This window comes from Pedobacter aquatilis (assembly GCF_032678405.1).
Lineage (GTDB): Bacteria > Bacteroidota > Bacteroidia > Sphingobacteriales > Sphingobacteriaceae > Pedobacter > Pedobacter aquatilis_A.
In genome coordinates this window covers 395,923-416,640 of sequence record NZ_JAVTSJ010000004.1, presented here as the reverse complement: position 1 = coordinate 416,640, position 20,718 = coordinate 395,923, and the positions used below count along the sequence as shown (strand labels likewise).

The 20,718-nt window shown below is 42.4% G+C and carries 10 protein-coding genes; all 10 read left to right on the top strand.

All coding sequences use genetic code 11. The annotated features are described in order from the left end of the window. The first annotated feature begins 650 nt into the window (after positions 1–650). The 10 genes from fucP to R2R71_RS13220 all read left to right on the top strand — a co-directional run bounded on the left by fucP (position 651) and on the right by R2R71_RS13220 (position 20,485). Entirely contained in the window at positions 651–1,940 is a 1,290-nt protein-coding gene (gene fucP / locus R2R71_RS13265; protein WP_316831754.1) for an L-fucose:H+ symporter permease, read from the top strand. Next, positions 1,937–3,577, top strand: a complete 1,641-nt coding sequence (locus R2R71_RS13260; protein WP_316831753.1) for an altronate dehydratase family protein — start codon at positions 1,937–1,939, stop codon at positions 3,575–3,577. The genes fucP and R2R71_RS13260 overlap by 4 nt, the downstream gene beginning before the upstream one ends. 33 nt (positions 3,578–3,610) lie before the next feature. After that, a complete protein-coding gene (locus R2R71_RS13255) occupies positions 3,611–4,390 on the top strand; it encodes an SDR family oxidoreductase (protein ID WP_316831752.1) in 780 nt (259 codons plus the stop codon). 133 nt (positions 4,391–4,523) lie between these two features. Then, entirely contained in the window at positions 4,524–8,678 is a 4,155-nt protein-coding gene (locus tag R2R71_RS13250) for a two-component regulator propeller domain-containing protein (protein WP_316831751.1), read from the top strand. Between the two features lie 308 nt (positions 8,679–8,986). Further along, positions 8,987–9,859 carry an AraC family transcriptional regulator gene (locus R2R71_RS13245; RefSeq protein ID WP_316831750.1) on the top strand — a complete coding sequence of 291 codons (873 nt, stop codon included), beginning with the start codon at positions 8,987–8,989 and terminating at the stop codon, positions 9,857–9,859. Between the two features lie 169 nt (positions 9,860–10,028). Then, on the top strand, positions 10,029–13,157 hold the full coding sequence (locus R2R71_RS13240) for a TonB-dependent receptor (RefSeq protein WP_316831749.1): 3,129 nt from the start codon (positions 10,029–10,031) through the stop codon (positions 13,155–13,157). A 12-nt stretch (positions 13,158–13,169) separates the two neighbouring features. Then, the gene (locus tag R2R71_RS13235) at positions 13,170–14,708 is read left to right on the top strand and encodes a RagB/SusD family nutrient uptake outer membrane protein (RefSeq protein WP_316831748.1); all 1,539 of its coding nucleotides are present in this window, start codon (positions 13,170–13,172) and stop codon (positions 14,706–14,708) included. Between the two features lie 82 nt (positions 14,709–14,790). Next, a complete protein-coding gene (locus R2R71_RS13230; RefSeq protein ID WP_316831747.1) occupies positions 14,791–16,251 on the top strand; it encodes an alpha-L-fucosidase in 1,461 nt (486 codons plus the stop codon). A 158-nt stretch (positions 16,252–16,409) separates the two neighbouring features. Further along, on the top strand, positions 16,410–18,197 hold the full coding sequence (locus tag R2R71_RS13225) for an alpha-L-fucosidase (protein ID WP_316831746.1): 1,788 nt from the start codon (positions 16,410–16,412) through the stop codon (positions 18,195–18,197). Positions 18,198–18,223: 26 nt separating this feature from the next. Continuing rightward, positions 18,224–20,485, top strand: coding sequence for a glycosyl hydrolase family 95 catalytic domain-containing protein (locus tag R2R71_RS13220; protein WP_316831745.1), 2,262 nt, complete (start codon positions 18,224–18,226; stop codon positions 20,483–20,485). The last annotated feature ends 233 nt before the right edge of the window (positions 20,486–20,718 follow it).

Here is a 20,718-nt window from a genome sequence, read left to right as displayed (position 1 = left end):
CTTGCAGGTAAAAGCAGGCAACGAGAGGTTATTTACCCGCCTTATCAACACTGTTTAGTCATCCCAATTGCAAATTACGAGGATAAAGCATCTCAAAACTTAACGCAAATGTCCAGATAGTAAAGAAAAAAAGGCTTCTCTATCGCTGAGCGCAATGTGAGATGGCTTATAAAAGGTAATGGGCTGCATCCTCCGATGCAACCCATTGCTAACCAATTATGAACGGGGCTTCGCTATCAATCCCGTTATATCTATCATCGACAAAATAAACGCTTCTCACTAAAGGAAAAGTAAATCCAACAGGCAAATGATTGAGCGAAAAAAGCCATTTTAAGTGTTTAAGATGGAATTCTATTTAGTGTGTGGAGAATACCCTCAATGATATGTTCAATTTCTATACTCCTTTTTCCAGCTGCCGCGTTTAAGCAGGAGAGCCTTTTGATTTATTGAATGGACAATATCATTTAATTTTCGCCTGCAAAAATTAACTTATTTGCAAGGCTATGGCCTAGGAATTAAGAGTGCATTTCAGCTAAACAAATACTATTAAGGCTATGCACCAAGTTATTAATCTAAAATAACCTTGAGAAACATCTGAAAAGGTAATGCGGATAAACTGGGCATAAAAATATACGAATAATGAACTAAATATGATAAAGACTGAATCGGCAGCAGCTTCCGGAAAAATAAACCTTAAAGAAAAAGCATCTCCTTTTGCGCTCATACTTATCATCAGCCTATTCTTTGGCTGGGGTTTCATACACAACCTCGATCCGGTTTTAATCCCGCATTTAAAACAAGCCTTTAGGCTTACTGATCTTGAAACCGCTCTGGTAGATTTCGCAGTATTCATCGCTTACTTTTTGATGGCTGTACCTGCAGGCCTATTTGTGAGTAAATTTGGTTATAAGAACGGTATTCTTCTAGGGCTGGGCTTATTTGCTATTGGTGCATTTCTATTTTTACCTGCGGCAGATACCGCAAAGTACTTTTATTTCCTCGCTGCTTTATTCGTTATTGCCTCTGGATTAACTTTCCTGGAAACTGCCGCAAATCCCTATATCACCATATTAGGTGATCCCAAAAACGCTACCTGGCGCTTAAACCTGGCACAATCATTCAATGGGTTGGCGGCCTTTCTGGCGCCTATACTAGGGGGGAAATTTATACTCAGTGAACAAAATAAGGCGCCTATACAGGAAAATCCATCAATGGCTCAGCTCCACCAACACCTCTTAGCTGAGGCTGCAAAAGTTAAAGGACCCTATCTGGTTATTGGCATAACATTAATTTTAATTATCATTTTGTTTCTATTTACCAGGCTACCCGAAGTAAAAGAGCCAAATCATTTCGCTAAGGCCAATGGATTTCGCAGGGTTCTCAACAGCCAAAGGTTAAGGCAGGCAATAATCGCCCAGTTTTTTTATGTAGGTGCACAGGTTTGCATATTAAGCTTCTTTATTCGCTTTGCCACCAGTGCTACCAATTTAAGCACTGCCCAGGCGAGCTGGTATGCGGGATGTGCAGGTCTTGCTTTCATGCTGGGACGCTTTGCGGGAACGTTTTTAATGAAATTTATCCAGCCAGCTAAGCTTCTTATTATTTATGGTTTGAGCTGTGTTTGCTTATGTTTACTCGTCATCCTATTTCATGGCATTTTAACGGTTTATGCCCTAATCGCCATTGCCTTTTTCATGTCCATCATGTTTCCAACTATTTTCTCTATTGGGATCTCTGACCTTAAAACTGATACACAACTTGGTTCATCGCTTATCGTTATGTCTATTGTTGGTGGCGCTCTTCTGCCACTAGGTCTAGGCTACATATCCGATTTAACAGGTAATATTCATACCGCTTATTTCATCCCCCTTATTTGCTTTGCTGTTGTCGTGCTTTTTGGTATAAGTCAGAAAAAAAATAGAAAAAGTCGCTTTTCATGAAAACACAAACTTTAAAAATTAACGAGAACGATAACGTAATCGTGGCCCTTGAGGATTTAAATGCCGGGCAGATGGTAATCCATCAGGGTGTTCCTTACCAGATTCTGGAAAATATACCTGCCAAACACAAGTTTTTCAGCAAAGATATGGAGGCTGGGCATGAAATTATTATGTATGGTATGCTTGTCGGAAAACTGCAGTGTCCGGTACAGAAGGGTCGCAGAATGAGCGTTGAGAATACTAAACATGCCGCCGGGGCTTACTCATTTAGAGGTGTAAAGCCATTCTGGAAAGCTCCTGATGTAAGCAAATTTAAGGATACCAAATTTTATGGCTACCATCGCAGCAACGGCGAAGTGGGAACTGCAAATCACTGGTTATTCATTCCAACCGTATTCTGTGAAAACCGTAATCTCGATATCATTAAGGAAACGCTTCATAACGAGCTTGGCTATGCTGTGGGAGACAAATATAAAGACTACACCCAGCAACTTATTCAGGCCATTGATCTAGGAACTGATTTAAATGATGTAGACTTCCACTCAGACCGATCGTCAAAGAAATCAAGGTTTTTCAAGAACATTGATGGCATTAAGTTCCTGAACCATAGTGGCGGATGTGGCGGAAGCAGGGCCGATGCTGCTAGCTTGAGTAAACTTCTTGCAGCCTATGCCAATCATCCAAATGTCGCCGGGGTCACCCTACTAAGTCTTGGTTGTCAGCATCTTCAAGTAAAGGATTTTCTGCACGATTTGAAGCTGGCGAATCCGGTCTTTGACAAGCCACTGGTTATACACGAACAGCAGCAAAGCCATAGCGAAGCGGAGCTCATTCGCCTAGCTATACGTGATACGCTGAGGGGATTAATAGCCGTGAATAAAACCGGGCGAAGTGCTGCAGGATTGGATAAGCTATGCATAGGGGTGAAATGTGGCGGCAGCGATGGCTTTAGTGGTATATCCGCTAACCCTGTGGTTGGGCATTGCGCTGATCTGGTGGTGGCTTTGGGTGGTAAGGTGCTTGCCGCAGAATTTCCGGAATTCTGCGGCGTTGAGCAGCACTTAATTGACAGAGCCGTAGATAAAGCAACTGCCGATAAATTCATTAAGCTTATGAGCGAGTACGATGCGCTGGCCCACAAACTCGGTTCCGGTTTTTACATGAACCCCTCTCCGGGAAATATCAACGACGGTCTTATCACTGATGCGATCAAATCTGCGGGAGCGGCTAAAAAAGCTGGTAGCTCGCCTATTGTTGATGTACTGGATTATACAGAGCCTGCCACCAAATCAGGTTTAAGCCTTGTCTGCACGCCGGGAAACGATGTTGAGGCAACAACCGGGAAAACAGCGGCCGGGGCTACGATTATTCTCTTTACGACCGGGCTGGGTACTCCCACAGGAAACCCGATTTGTCCGGTAGTTAAAATAGCGACTAACTCTGCATTGGCCTTACGGATGAATGATATCATTGACATTGATACCGGGGGCGTTATTAGCGGGACGCAGAGCATTGAGTCTTTGGGTGAAGCATTGTTAGAATATTGTATTAAAATTGCCAGCGGGACTGAGATTCCGAAGGCTGTAGCCCTTAATCAGGATGATTTTATTCCCTGGAAAAGAGGTGTTAGCTTATAAGCTTTGGCCTGAATAAAAATAAAAAAAATAAATATGAACTTAAATTTAGCAGATAAAGTGATTTTAGTTAGCGGTGGCGCTAAGGGTATTGGCGCTGCCATTGCTAAAGGGCTGGCGGCTGAGCATGCCATTCCCATTATCATTGGAAGAAATGAACTGGATAACGAAGCATTGGTAGATTCCATTAGATTGCTTGGCCTGCGGGCGGACTCAATTCAGGCGGAATTAAGTAGTCCCAGTCAAATCAATGATATCGCCGGCAGGATCGCAAAAAGATATGGCCGTATCGATGGACTGGTCAATAACGCCGGGGTAAATGATGGTGTGGGCTTGGAAAAAGGAAGTTATTTAAGCTTTTTGGATTCTTTGCATAAAAACTTGATCCATTACTATCTGCTTGCCCAAGCTACACTTCCATATTTAAAGATAAGTGGTGGGTCGATCGTAAACATCGGTAGTAAGACTGCTGAAACCGGTCAGGGTGGAACCTCAGGCTATGCTGCTGCAAATGGTGGTAGGAATGCCCTGACCAGGGAGTGGGCTGTGGAACTCTTGCCTTATAACATCAGGGTTAACGCGGTTATTGTAGCTGAAGCTTTAACGCCGCTATACCATAAGTGGCTCGAATCTTTTGAAAATCCTGAGGAAAAGTTGAAAAATATTGTAAAAAACATCCCCTTAGAAAACAGGATGACGCGTGTGGAAGAAATAGCGGATATGGTTACTTTTTTACTATCAGAGCGTTCCAGTCACACTACCGGTCAACTTATTCATGTTGATGGCGGTTACGTGCATCTGGATAGAGGTCTTTAGCCGTTTTTGTTTCAGTCATGCATTCTTGCTTGTTAAGAAAATAATTTAATTTTAGCTAGCCGGGTATTATCTTATAAACGGCTTACTATTTGTATAGCGATTTAGGAGTGATAATTGTTTTTTTAATATCAGCATGTTAAACTTTTCTACCAGCGGGTCTATAGCAGCGTTTACCAGACTGCTGGTCAAGTACGGATTTCTGATTCTGGTGTTCATGCTCATGCATCATGGGCAAAGCCGTAGCCAACAAAAAATCAGCTTCAAAAGAATTACTGTTGATAATGGCTTGCCGCATAATGTGGTGATGAGTTTGCTGCAGGATAAAAAAGGTTACATCTGGGTTGGCACCTATGCCGGGATAACACGTTATGATGGTTTGGGTTTTCATAGCTATCCATACAATCCGATGGATACAAGGACACCTGGAAATAATCAGGTGCTACGCTTTTTTGAAGATAGCAAGGGTTTTATTTGGGTAGGTACCCAAAATGGGCTCAACCGCTACAATGCTGATAGCAATAATTTTCTGAGGTATAAGTTTGAGGGTGCTCCAAATGTGTATCAGGTAATGGACATTAAAGAGGATGATCGGGGCAATATCTGGGCCGCCAGTACCAGCGGACTATACGTTTTGAAGGCTACAAGTAAACAAAATACTTTTCAGCCTTCAGGGATATGCAGCTCTGCCGTGCAGTCACTTTACATCGATCGATTGCAAAATTTATGGCTGGGAAATAATGATAGTTTAAAAGTTTACAACCTTCGTAGCAGGCGATTTTCACTCCCGGACATTGGATTGGAAAAATATCCTGAACTCTTGCATAGCGTTATTCAAAAGGTAACGCAGGATCATTTGGGCAATTATTGGATTGCCAGTGAAACCTCCGGACTTTATCTACTGGAGGTAAATCAAAAAAAAACGACTCATTTCTCTAAAAATAACGGACTATTAAGCAATACGGTAAGGGATGTTATAGAAACTGATGTCCATACCATATACGTTGGCACCAAAGAAGGATTAAATATTATATCCAGGCCTTTAAACTCCATTGAAGCTTATCAGTCTGATGGCAATAATTTAACGACTATCGGCCAAAACTCAGTACGTTGTATCATCAAAGACCGGGAAGGCAATATTTGGCTGGGCTCTTATAATGGAGGCATTAGCCTTATCACAGCGACCTCGGGGAATTTCTTTCATTTTGGCATTAGGGGTGGCGACAAAAACGGCCTATCCTACGGCATTGTAAACAACATTTATCAAGATCCGGATCAATCTTTCTGGGTGGCTACCGATGAAGGCGGGCTTAATCATGTATCGAAAGATTTTTCTGCTAATCAGTTTTTTTTGAACAAGTCTGATATCATGCAGGGAAATCCAGCCAGTATCAAATCAATTGCCCCGCATTCTTCGCCAGATAAACTATGGTTAGGAACTGCCTCAGGACTAGCGATTTTTGATAAGCGGACACATGTTTTCAAAAAAATTGAGCTAAAGGCAGTAAAACTGCGGCCTGGGATGATCAGGAATTACGTGTTACTCAAAGATGGTGATGGACTCTGGGTGGGTACTAATTTCGACGGACTTTATTACCTTAGCAATGAAAAACTAACTGCGCATTATCTTTCCCCGGACAATAGTAATGATAAGCTGTTTGGACAGATAACTGCCTTGTATCAGGATGAAAAATACCTATGGATAGGCACCAGAATGATGGGTTTATACAGGCTGGATAAAAAGACAAGGGTTGTTAAATCCTATTCGGCTAGCTCAAGCCAGCCATTTCATATCTCCTCGAACTCTATCCTGAGTATCAGGAGGGATTTGCAAAAAAGACTCTGGATTGGTACCGATGGTGGTGGACTAAATTATCTATCGGAGGAGAGCGGTAAATTTTATGGGCTTGATAAAGCTGCAGGGCTTTATGATGCCAGTATACAGCAAATCTTAGCGCAGGGAAAGAATCAGCTCTGGCTTAGCAGCAACAAGGGTTTATCCCTGCTTGTATTCAAAAATTTTCAGTTTCCATTCTCCAGTCGCGATTATATTATACGCGATTACGATGTAAGTGACGGGCTACAGAGCAACCAGTTTACAAATAGCTCCCTGGCAACACCGGATGGCCTGTTAATTTTTGGGGGTATTAATGGGCTTAGCGTATTTAATCCTGCTAAAATTAAAGTGAACCAATATCAGCCACGGGTTGTATTCACTGACTTTTTGATTTTTGATAAATCTGTCTCTGCAGGTCAGGCAAACGCTCCATTCAAAACAGCAATAGATGAGACCAGGGAAATTACACTACCCTACGACAGCGCCTATTTTAGTATCAAATACGCGGCTTTAAGTTTTATAAATCCCACAAAGAATAGATTTGCTTTCTCCATGGAAGGCTTTGCCGGAAACCGCTGGCAATATTCTAATGATCCCGTAGCGACTTATACTAACCTTAAGCCCGGCCATTATACTTTTCATATTAAGGCAGCTAATAATGATGGCATATGGAGTAGAGAGATAAGGTCTCTGAAAATAGTTATACTTCCCCCATGGTATCAACGGTGGTATGCTTATCTGCTTTATATTGGACTCGCGATGGCTGGAATTTATGCTTATATATACTATACAAAACGTACCATGCGGCTAAAAAGCCAATTGTCATTTGAGAAAAGCAGCAGGGAAAAGGATCTAGCCCTTGCAAAGGATAAGCTTGATTTTTTTACGAATATTTCTCACGAAATCAAAACGCCCCTGACGCTGATACTCTCTCCTATTGAGCGACTACTGAGATTATCTGCAGCCGACAAGCGCATCTATGGACAACTCAAACTCATGCAGGATAATGGGACAAGGCTCTCAAGACTAGTCAATCAATTGCTGGATCGCCAAAAATTTGAAGCCGGAGCGCTACATTTGGCGGCCTCAGAACAGGACCTGGTTGCTTTCCTGAGGGAAGTAAAGGATGCCTTTTCTGAGCTTGCGGATAAAAAGAGTATCCTGCTATCCCTTGATAGCAAATACAATGAACTTTTAGCTTGGTTTGATAATGAAAAGCTTGAGAAAGTAATGTTCAACCTTATATCAAATGCGATAAAATTTACGCATGAATTTGGTGTCATTAACATCTCTATAAATATCATCCAATCTAAGGGATATTCCGGGCATGTTGAAATAGCCATAACTGATAATGGTATTGGCATATCAAAAGATAAAATTAAAACCTTATTTAGCCCCTTTTCTGGCCGTGAGAGTTATTACGATTCGATGGCCAGCTCTCATTTGGGCTTATCATATTCGAAAAAACTTATTGAGCTACATCACGGGACAATTGATCTCATCAGTGAGGCAGAAACAAGTATATCACAAGGCTATACTCGTTTTATTATCCATCTCCCCATGGGTAATCAGCACCTGGAGCAGCATGAGATCAGCTCGATCAATACTGAGGATGATTTTTTGATGCAGCCGCTCCTTCCAACAGAAAGCCCTGAACAATTCGGTGAACGAAAATCGGCGGTTATTGAGAGAGAAGACCATCCTTTAAGTATATTAATTATAGAAGACAATACTGAAATGAATAATTTCATTCAGCTAATTTTTGAGCATGACTTTGAGGTATTTACTGCAGAAAATGGACAAGAAGGCTTAGAACTCGCAAAGGCAAAACTTCCTGACCTAATCATAAGTGATGTCATGATCCCTGAAATGAACGGTTTGCAACTAAGTAAAATCCTGAAGTCTGATACCCTAACCAGTCATATTCCCATCATTCTATTAACCGCACGAAGTGAAGCACTTTTCAAGATCGAGGGATTAAACGCTGGGGCCGATGATTACCTATCAAAGCCTTTCAGTATAAATTTGCTTGAAACAAGGGTATGGAACTTGTTGGAAAACCGTCAAAAAATGCGCTCGAGATTTCAGAAAGAAATTATCTTCGAGCCAATAGATTTAAAAATAGCTGAAAAAGAGGAAAACTTTATCTCAGGACTTATTAAATACATAACAGAAAATATAGATAATCCCCAGCTTAACGTTGAACAGCTTAATCAACAGGTAGCAATGAGCCGAAGTGGCTTTACGAAAAAAATCAAAGCACTAACTAACCTCACCGGCGTGGAGTTCATCAGGCTCATTCGATTGAAACATGCTGCAAATTTGCTTTCCACAGGAGCGTACACCGTAAGTGAAGTTGCTTTTAAATCTGGTTTCGAGGATATAAACTATTTCGGAAAATGTTTCAAACAGTTATATGGCTATCCCCCAAGTCAGCACACCGGACGCATCTAGCATAATCGGACTCATCACAACGCAATCAACTCATTACAAACAAGTTAAAAATTAATAAAGCTATTTTTGCTTAAAAATAGAACGATTTTGACCTGAGGTTATAAAGAAAACAGCATGAATTCCATTATCCTACATAAGCTAATTTAGTCTGATGAGCATCAACTAACCAAATATCATATGTACAAAGGATTCTTCATTTCTCAATCTCTATTGTGTGGAACCAGATCGGTAAAGCAGAAACGAGTATTTCTCATACTAGCACTGCCCCTTAAATTCCCTTATTTAAATCTCTACTTATCACCATCACTATGAGAGCACAGCTATTAAAAGTATGTGCTAATCCCTCACAGTCTTTTAGTGTTAGGAGGGATTATGCACCAGTTTTTGAAAATATCTGGCATTTTCACCAGGAAATAGAAATCATCTATTTTCAATCTGGGTCGGGAACACAGTTTATCGGTGACAGCATTCGAAAATTCCGATCGGGTGATATCGTGATGATAGGTTCAAATCTACCCCACTTCTGGCGTTTCGATGAATCTGATACAGGGCAAAGGGATATACATGTCATCCATTTTAACGCTGATTTCTGGGGTGATGGTTTTTTAAATCTACCTGAAACCAAGCTGATTCAGGAACTGATCAACCAGGCCCGTTTTGGACTGCAGCTAACCGATCAGATTAAAAAGCCAGTGGTCGAACTGATTTTAAAACTTGAGGAGGCAAAGACTGTTTTCCGGCTTACCTTACTACTGCAGATTCTTGAACATATTGCCTCCAGTGATGAACATAGGTTACTGTCTTCAACCTCATTCAACCCTGGCTTGCAGCAATCTGAAAGCAAAAGGATAAATGATATTTATCAGTTTTCATTTTCGAATTTCAAAAAGAAAATTGCCATCGAAGACGTTGCCGTTATTGCGAATATCAGCCCTACTTCATTTTGCAAATACTTCAAGAATCAAACCGGTAAAACTTATTCCCAGTTTCTAACCGAATATAGAATTGGTGTCGCCTGTAAACTTTTGATTGAAGACAAATATACCCTCCAGCAGATTTGTTATGAAAGTGGTTTTAATAATTTCGTCAGCTTTCACAGGCATTTCAAAAATGTCACCAAAAAAACCCCTGCGGTATATCAAAAGGAATTCTTTTATAAAAAACGGCATTCGAAGTCTTAAAAACACTAACTAGCCTTTAAAGATCAAATGGACATTTTCCCTTAATGCATTGCATATTTCATTAATTTTTCGATTAAGTAAAAGCCGGTAATTGCATATTGAAATTAACCAAATATTAAAGGGTTCCCTCGGTATATATTCCTGAGGGGCCGAACTAAACAACAAGATTATGAGAAAAACGAACTTTACCATTTTCTTTAATGTCTTCCACTGGCCATTCAAGCAAGCACTGATCATGCTTTTTCTATGTGCTGCACTTCACGCTTCATCGAATGCTCAGGAAACATTGAACGTATCGGGAACAATCAAGGAAAGCGGCGGAGGGCCTTTACCTGGGGTAACCGTGAGCGTCAAGGGTCTTCAGACTGCGTCTGCCAGTGACGGAAACGGAAAATATATGATTAAAGTCCCTGCAAACTCTACGCTCGTTTTCAGCCTCATCGGTTATAAACAGCAGGAACTGAACGTTGGGAACAGGACGACGATTAACTTAAGTCTCGAGAGCAGTCAAACTGACCTGGAAACTGTGGTTGTGGTGGGATATGGAACGCAGAAGAAGGCCAGTTTAACCGGTGCTGTCGCTGCTGTAAGCGGCGCGGAGATGAACAAGCGTGTGGCTGCGAACCCTACCCAGCTATTGCAGGGACAATTGCCGGGATTGCAGGTAACCCAGGCCTCGGGTGAAGCTGGTGCTGAGGGGAATGTTCTGCGTGTCCGAGGATTAGGCTCTTATGGTGCAGGAAGCAACCCTTTAGTAATTATTGATGGTATTCCCGGAAGCCTTACGGCTTTGAATCCAGAAAGCATTGAAAGCGTGACCTTACTTAAAGATGCTGCTTCGGCATCAATATATGGATCCCGCGCGGCTAACGGCGTCATACTCGTTACCACTAAACAGGGAAAGGCGGGTAAAACCCAGGTTTCATATAGCTATAACGATGGAGTTACCTCCGCTACCAGGTTACCAGATTTCGTGTATAACTCTGTTCAATACATGCAGCTTTATAACCAGGCTGCAACAAATTCGGGAGTTCCTGCTACGGCTTACACTGCCAGTCAGATCAATGACTATGCCAGCGCAACTGATAAAACAAGGTTTCCCGATTATAACTGGCTTGATCTTATGCTTCGGACCGTGAATGTACAAACGCATAACCTTAACGTATCGGGGGGTAGTGAGAAAACTACCTATAATGTCGGTCTGGGCTTTATTGACCAGCCTGATATCATGCGCGGTTTTAGCTTTAAGAAATATAACATGCAGTTTAATTTAAATGCAAAGGTGAACGACCGAATTAATTTTGGCAGCAGTTTAACCTTAAATTATGGTGCAAGAAAATTTCCTGCCATCGGTTCATCTACCCTTGCCAATACCCTTAACGGTTCTATCAGTCAGGATATCTTTCTTTCTACATTATCCCAGGCGCCATTATACGGCCCTATTCTACCGGATGGAACCGGCCGTTACACCTCGATATATTCCCAATCGAATGGTACGACCCCAAATAAAAACCCTCTCGCTGTAATAGAAAATGCACCGGGAAGCAACAACGAATACACGCTTCAGGGAAACGTTTTCCTTGATGTAAAGATTATTGAGGGGCTTCAATGGAAGACCAGTGTGGGTACCAATTTTGCTTTCAATAAGTTATATGCCTATAAGCCTGTCATCAACCAATATCAATGGCTTGCCGCCCCTACGACTGCCCCAACCCGCACGTTAGACGTCGGAGGACAGGGGCTAACCGTATATGATGAGAATACGATCAATCCTGCGGGCTATACGCAACTAACCTATAGTAAAAAAATAAATAACCACTCCTTCTCCATTTTAGCCGGTACCCAAAGCGATTACCTAAAAACACAGTCACTATCAGGCGCCAGGGTGGTCTATCCCAATAACAATGCCCAGGAACTTAACGTGGGTGGTACCGGTGCACAATCGAACACAGGTCAGGCTTTTGAATGGGCACTTAACTCTTACTATGGCCGCGTTTCATATGATTATGCCGGAAAATATTTATTGGAGGGAAGTGCGAGGTATGATGGATCTTCCAGGTTTCGTGAAGGAAAAAAATGGGGGTTCTTTCCATCTCTAGCCTTAGGTTACCGGATTTCTCAGGAAGAGTTCTTTAAACCCCTACTGGAGGTGGTTTCGGATTTAAAGATCAGGGCTTCAATCGGTAAACTGGGAAATCAGAACATCGGTAATTACCCTTACCAGGATGTCTACACGACTGGATATTCGTATCCAACTGCGACAGCACTTTCGGATGGGGTAAGGCAAACCCGTCTAGTGGACAATAACATTACCTGGGAATCTACCAATCAAAAAAATATTGGGTTGGATATCTCTTTTCTGAAAAACAAGCTGAACATTACCGCAGAATATTATTATAAATTAACGACTAATATTTTAACGGATGCGAATATCCCGTTATTCGTAGGTTACGATGCACCAACGGTGAACAACGGAACGCTACGCAACCGCGGTGTGGAGATCAATGCGAGCTATAAGGGCAAAATCGGTGCGCTTAACTATTCCATCGTTGGCAACTTTCAAGCGAACCGAAATAAACTTGTCAAATTTGGACCTCAGGTTATCGGAGCCACAACCATCACTAAAGAGGGGTTACCTTATGGCAGTTTCTATGTCTATGAATTTGACAAGATATTCCAATCTGCCGCTGAAATTGCTGCCGCGCCTGCCCAACCTTTTAGTCCTACGCCAGGTACCTTCAAATTTAAGGATCTGGATGGCAATGGTGTAATCAACGAGAGCGATAGAACTGTTGTATCTGGTATATTCCCGAATTATGACTATTCGTTAACGACGAATTTTGAATACAAGAACTTTGATTTCTCCATATTTCTGTATGGCTCCCAAGGACAAAAACAATATGTAAACGGTTGGGGCTTCCAACCTTTTAACCAAGGTTCCGTACCGACCACGGATTGGCTCAATGCCTGGACACCAGAAAACCAAAGCACCACTATGCCTAAAATATACTTAACCGGTAGTGGCGCTGTGAACTCAAACGTTTCTACGGTTTCGACTTATTATCTCCGTGATGCTTCTTTCCTGAAAATTAAGAACATCCAACTCGGATATACCCTTCCTGCTCAATGGCTGAAGCCTGTTGGAATTAGCAACCTGAGGGTTTATTTTTCTGGTGAGAATCTGTTCATCTTCACTGACTACCCTGGTCTGGATCCCGAACGTGTTCCGAACAACACCCGTTTTTTAACACATCCACAAAATAAGGTTTACAATTTTGGGGCAAGAGTAACCTTTTAATCAACAAAAAGCATGAAAAAGATATCAATATTATTTGGGACGCTGTGCATGGTAATTGGCGCTATATCCTGCAAAAAAGATTACCTACAAAAGGATCCATTAGCGCAATTATCTGAAAATACTTTTTATAAAACTCAGGGTGATTTAGATCTTGCCTTGAATGGCTGTTATAATTTTCTAGTACGCGGCGCGAATGCAACCAGCGTGGGTGCTTCCGCTGCTGGTGTGGGCGGCGCCTATATGCTTTGGGAAACCTTAACTGATAACGCTTATACTAATTCATCCAGTGGCGCGCTAGGCACTGTAACCCTAGGCCAGTACGAATCAACAAGTGGCGGGATACTTCGTGACATGTATGACTATAGCTACGATGCCATTGCTGCGAGTAACCTCTTTATTGCTAAGAGTGCGAACGTACAGCTAGCCGATGCTACCAAGAAGACATATATCGCGGAGGCCAGGTTTTTAAGGGCTTATCATTATTTCCTACTTACACAACTTTACGGGGACGTAGTTTTAACTACCCAGCCATTGAGCTTTGACCAGACCAGCATTAAAAAAGAACGTACAGCCAAATCTATTGTTGTGGATACCATTTTAGCTGATCTGGACTATGCGATTAGTAATTTACCTAGTAGCAGCTATACTGGCCATGCGGTACGGGGGACTGCGCAGGCTTATAAAGCAAAAGTGCTGCTAACTAACGGGCGTTTTGCTGAGGCCGCTACAGTGGCTAAGGCTATAATTGATGGCAAAACATTTTCACTTTATAGCAACTATGGGGCGATGTTCTTAAAAGCAGGCCAGAGCGGTAATAATGAGATTATGTTCTCGGCACGTTTCTTACCGCCAAATCTATACAGTCAGCAAGACTGGCTGATGTCTTACGATGGTGCGCTGGCGCTTCAGCCGATGCGCTATCTGGTAAATGATTTTGAATGTACAGATGGTTTGCCCATCAGCACTTCACCACTCTACAACAGTGCCAACCCTTACCTGAACCGCGACCCAAGGTTAAAACTTACAGTTATCACCCCGGGAGATTTTAGAGCACCGAGTTCAAACCCATTTGTACCTAATTCAACAACCTTATTCTTAACACGCAAAGGCGTCGACCCAAGTCGTTATCCAACAAGCTATTCTACCCAAAGTGATCAGGATTTTATACTTATGCGCTACGCGGATGTACTTTTGATGTACGCCGAGGCGCAAAATGAATCGTCCGGACCTGATGCAAGTGTTTATACGGCCGTAAATCTGGTAAGGCAACGTCCTGGAATTGGCATGCCTGCATTAGCACCAGGCTTATCACAGGCTGATATGCGCGTACGTATCCGTCACGAAAGGCGGGTAGAATTCGGCATGGAAGGTCAGCGTTTCTTTGAACTAAAAAGGTGGAATACAGAGAAAGATGTAATTCCGACTATAACCAATCCCAATGGTGTGACCAGGGTCTGGCAGTCAAGGAATGTGCTTTGGCCGATTCCGAGATCTGAGCAGGATATTATGGCCAGCCTTGGTGTTAGCAATTTTCAAAATACTGGTTACTAGCACCTACTCATCCCTGCCGAGCAGCATATGTTGGCAGGGAATTTTTCTTTTCAATTTAAATCATCTTTTAAATTCCTTTTTTATGAATATTAACAAATCCCGTTTTCAGCTTTCGATCCTATTTTTTTCTCTTTTTCTAAATTTTAGCGCTACCCTATCTTGGTCACAAACAGGGACAGATCAGGACAAGAAGATGGGCTGGTGGCGGGAAGCCAGGTTTGGTATGTTTGTACATTGGGGGGTATACTCAATCTGGGGTGGCGAGTACCACGGGGAACTGCAACGCAGAAGCGGTGCGGAATGGATCATGAACCGCTGTAAAATTGGTGTTTCGGAATATAAACTGGTTGCCAGCGGTTTTAATCCAATAAAATTTAATGCCGATTCGCTTGTTCTCCTTGCTAAGCGCTCCGGGATGAAATATATTGTCTTCACTGCGAAGCACCACGATGGTTTTGCAATGTTTAAAAGCGAAGCCTCAACCTTTAACATCATGGATTACACGCCTTTTAAAAGGGATATCGTTGGGGAAATTGCAGCCGCTTGCAGCAAGCATGGGATGAAGTTGGGGCTATATTATAGTCAATCCCAGGATTGGGTAAATCCCGGAGGTGCTGCCCTGCGCAGGGCTGTATGGGAAGGCTGGGCAAATCCGGATTCAACCAGTATCGATAATTATACGCTTAAAAACAATGGACACTGGGATTACCTGCAGATGAGAAAGGGTTTCGATGATTATATTCATCAGATCGCATTGCCTCAAATTAAAGAGATATTATCAAATTATGGCGATATTGCCTCAATTTGGTTTGATACTCCGGCCGAAATTACTGATGCCCAGGCTACAGAAATAGCCAATGAACTAAAAAAATACCCTAACATTATTGTTAATGACAGGCTCAAAAGGCCTAATTTTCTAGGTGATTTCCGAACATCCGAGCAGAAATTACCAGGTGAAGAGCTGGAGGGTGTGCATGATGTAGAGACCTGTATGACCCTAAACAGTTCCTGGGGTTATAAGCGTCCGGATACGAACTGGAAAAGTCCAGAAAAAGTTATCAAGACGCTCATTTCTGCCAGCTCGGAAGGGGGAAATTTCCTGCTCAACATAGGTCCCCAGCCCGATGGTTTAATCCCAGCGGGGTCAATAAAAGTATTAAACGCTGTCGGTGCATGGATGAAAACAAACGGTGAGTCTATATATGGAACTACTAAAGCGCCATTGGCGGCTGTAAGGTGGGGTAAGATAGCGATTAAGAACCGGCCGCAAAACAGGGAAATGTTTCTTTATGTGTTTGATATGCCAGAAAATGGGCTGCTCAACTTGCCTGCAAAGATTAAAATAAAAGAAGCTAAGCTCATTGCCTCTAGCGAGAAGCTTAAATTCACTTCCGGCGAAAATGGTTTAATAAGCATTAGCTTGCCGAGTGGAAAAATGGCTAAAGAATTAATACCTGTGGTTAAATTAACCCTGGCACAAAGCCTCTCGCCCGTTCGGTCAGTACAAAAGAATACTAAAACATCGAAAATAGTCGATCAATAAAGCAGATGTGACAGCATTTAATAAGTCATTTCCTACATATGAATATCGTCGTAAAATTAAAATCAAGCTATAAGCTTTCCCTACTGGGGCTCATCTTATGCGGCCATTTATTTGTCCTTAGCGCTAGCGCCCAACAGACGGGGGATGAAGATAAAACTATGGCGAATGAAAACCGCTTACGTGAGCAGAAACTTATTGATTCGGCCAGAAAAAACTGGTGGGACCAAAGTATGGATAACCTCGCTTCGAGGATCGCCTGGTGGCGTGAGGCTAAACTGGGCCTGTTTATACACTGGGGTATATACTCCCTTCCTGGAGGGGAATGGCAGGGCAAAAAAGTCACGGGATACAGTGAGCACCTGATGCGAAAGGAAAAAATATCCCGCGAGGACTATCTTAAGATCGCTCATGAATTTAATCCGGGCCGCTTTAATGCTGATGATTGGGTGAAAAGCGCTAAGGCAGCAGGTGCCCGTTATCTGATCATCACAGCCAAACACCATGATGGCTTTGCTATGTATGACTCCAAGGTCTCAAAGTTTAACGTGATTAACGAAACCGCCTGGAAGAAAGATCCGATGATAGCACTTTCCAAAGCCTGCAAGCGCTATGGTCTCAAATTTGGCTTTTATTATTCGCATGCCTTTGACTGGGAGAACCCCGATGCGCCAGGCAATGACTGGAGCTACCAAAATCCAGGAGGAGACTTAGGATTATTCGGGGGCAGAAACTGGTATGACGTACATCCCGAGCTTATTGCCAAAGCTGCCAAATATGTTGATGAGAAAGCCATCCCTCAGATCAAAGAACTATTAACTATCTACAAGCCGGACATCTTGTGGTTTGACACGCCTCATAAGCTACCCTTATCGGAGAATCTTAGAATTTTGAAGGTCATCAGGGAAACCGATGATAACGTTGTCATTAACGGACGTTTACTGAACACGGAAATGCTGAACATGGGTGATTATAAGAATACTGCTGATCGTCCGGCAGAGTTTTATCCGGTAAGCGGAGATTGGGAGGCCATTCCAACCACTAACGAATCTTATGGTTACGCTAAATTTGACAAAAGCCATAAGCCAGTTGGGCATTTTATCCGCCTACTGGCTAAAGCGGCCTCTAAGGGAGGTAATCTATTATTGAATATCGGTGCTATGGGCAGCGGTGAATTTGCTGAAGCAGATAAGCATATTCTGGAAGGTTTAGGAAACTGGATGGCTAAAAATTCTGCCAGCATCTATGGCACCAGCAGAACACCGCTTCCCATCCAGAACTGGGGTGTTATCACCCAAAAGGATAAACTATTATATCTGCATGTATTCAACTGGCCAAAAGATAATAAGCTTATTCTCTCAGGGCTTAAAAGTAAATTTTCAAAGGCTTACTTCTTAACAGCTCCATCTAAAACCATAAAAACAAAGCGGATTGATTCGGCTGGGGTCCAGCTAGATCTTCCTAAAGCGCCTTTGGATACGCTCAACACGGTGATCGTGCTTGAAACATCTGACCCCATCCAAACAGATCCTATTCCTTCATTGGCTTCAAACCAGGATAATGTTTTGCTAAGCTATGATGCCAGATTATCTGGCGGAGGCTTTGGCTACGGTGATGGAAAGGCAGGCCGGTATTATGTTACTGGCTGGAAAAACAAAAGCCAGCAGATGCGCTGGGATTTCAAAGCACTTAGCCCCGTAAAATTTACGCTGAAGATTAAATATCTCTCTGATGCTGCAAGCGCTGGCACTTATACTATCAGCATCGACAAGTTTAAAAAAATAAAGACCGTAATATCAACGACTAATGAACAAATTCAGCTGGAGACCATTGGGGATATCGACTTAAGCCCTGGCTTGCATAATCTGGAAATTACTCCAGTAACGATAACAAAGCAGGAGCTGATAAAAGTACTAGAAATTCAGCTTATTCCCTATCCTGTACAATAAATGTATTTTTTCCGAATTCAAAATTTATGAAAACATTAACTTCTTTTATAATAGCTTTTTGCTGTACCATTTTAACAATCCTGTCAAGTGCCCAGCAGATTAACTGGCCTGCTTTTATGCAAGCGCAGAACCTGAAATGGGACAGGCTGGGTAAAAACTACTATGAAGGTGTGATCCTTGGTAATGGCTTGCTTGGCATCAATATCTACGAGCAAGCACAAAACATTATTCGATTTGACATCGGCCGATCTGATGTAGTAGATAACCGTACCGCAGTAGCGCCGCAGGTGAATAAGCTCTACACCCAGGCACGCCTTCCTATAGGTCATTTCGAACTGGGCACTAAAAGTGCAATTACCTCCTCCGAAATCGTTTTGGATATCTATAATGCCATCGCTAAGGGTAAAATTAAAACTGAAAAAGGGGAAATTGATTTCACTGCTTATGTCTCTGCTGTTGGGGAAGTGATGGTAATTGAGCTGCATAAAACAGGGGCGGAGGAAGCTAGTGGTCTAAAATTTGTACCTGAGGAGAGTAAAAGTGCCAGACTTGGTTTTAACCGTCCAGATAAGCCTGAAAGTTATCCAGCTAATCCGCCTATCTTGGCAAGCACTCAAGGCTCTTTCAGGATTTACCATCAGCAACTGCTTAACCGGGGCGGTTATGCAAGCGTTTATACGAGTAACCGGTCAAAAGGTTTTGAAAAAGTCAACATCAGCATCGGTTATGATGAATTTAATAATTTAGATGAAATTGCTCAGGCAAAAAACTACGTCAAGGCTTTTGAAAAAAACAGTGCTTCGACTAATCTGTTAAAACACGCCAACTGGTGGCATAATTATTATCAAAAGAGTTTCGTATCCCTGCCTGATAAAAGAATGGAAAGCTTCTACTGGGCGCAGCTCTACAAACTAGCTTGCCTTACACGGCCAAATAAACCGATGATTGACTTAATGGGCCCATGGACAAGTGATACCCCATGGCCAGCTATCTGGTGGAACCTGAACGTTCAGCTAAGTTATTCGCCCATGGCTGTTATCAATCATACGGAGTTGAGCGAGCCTTTGCTGAATACTTTGGCGAAAAATGAGCAGCAGCTTAGAAAAAATGTGCCTGAGCAATGGCAGGGGGATGCTTCTCTTATTGGTAGGAGTTCTTCTTATACGCTGGAAAGTAAAATATCGATGGATGAAATAGCTTCAGGGAATTTTGAGGCGGCTAACCTTTGCTGGACGATGTTTTACTGCTATGAATATTATCTCCATACCAAGGATGAACAGCGGCTGCGCAAGGAAATTTATCCTTTATTAAAACGTTCAACAAATTTCATGATCCACCTGTTGAAAAAAGATGAATCCGGGAAATATCATTTTCCAGTCTCTATTTCTCCAGAATACAGCCAAAACGGAGCTGATGCGAACTATGTATTATCAACACTGCGCTGGGCTTTGAAAACATTATCGGATGTGAATACTCAGTTGAAGCTAAATGACAGCGATACCGATAAATGGAAGGATCTCGCTGCTAATCTGAGTGAGTACCCAAAAGATGCTACCGGCTTTATGATTGCAAGGGGTTTACCCTTAAGTACCTCCCACCGTCATTACTCTCACCTATTGATGATCTACCCTTACCATTTGATCAATTGGGAAAATCCCGCAGACCGGCCTGTTATTAGCCAATCTTTGAATCACTGGATCTCATTGAAAGGCGCTCTCCAAGGCTATACTTATACCGGTGCTGCTTCGATTTATGCCAGTATGGGAAAAGGGGATTCATCGGCGAGGATGTTAGATCAACTGTTCACTAAATATATCAAGCCCAATACGCTCTACAGGGAATCTGGTCCTGTGATTGAGACGCCATTGGCTGCGCTCAACTCTGTCTGCGAATTACTGATTCAATCCTGGGGGGCTAAGGTAAGGGTCTTTCCTGCAGTTCCTTCGAACTGGAAAAATGCAAGCTTTGATAAATTAGGTGCTGAGGGAGCTTTCGAGGTTTCCGCCCGGTATGAAAACAGGCATACCACTTACATTCAGGTCAAAAGTTTAAAAGGTGGTATCTGCAGGATTCAAACCACAATGAAACCTGAGGAAGTGATGAGCGATTCAACGGAAAAAACTGGGGTTACTATTGGCGTTTTTGAAGATCAACAGCTTATTTCTTTTGACACTAAGGCGGGTGAAATTATAACCTTAAAGGCTAAAAAACAAACCACTGGGGAAATTAATCCAGTGCCCTACCAATTCAATACAGCTTGGCACTGGGGTTTAAACCAGGGCCGATAATACGCATGCAGTTTTAGGGATGGGCTGTATGTTGGGTAAGGGGGTGGATGCCCCCTTATCATTTACTTATTTTTGCTATTATCTCAGCGGATATCCATAGGCGTTTCTAGAAATTTTATACACAATCAATGCCCCTCAACTGTTCTTCTACAATGGTGGCCAAGTTATCAAAAATCAATATAAGACAACACAATAGTCGTTAATAGGACAGATCTTAATTCCAGTTAGAACTC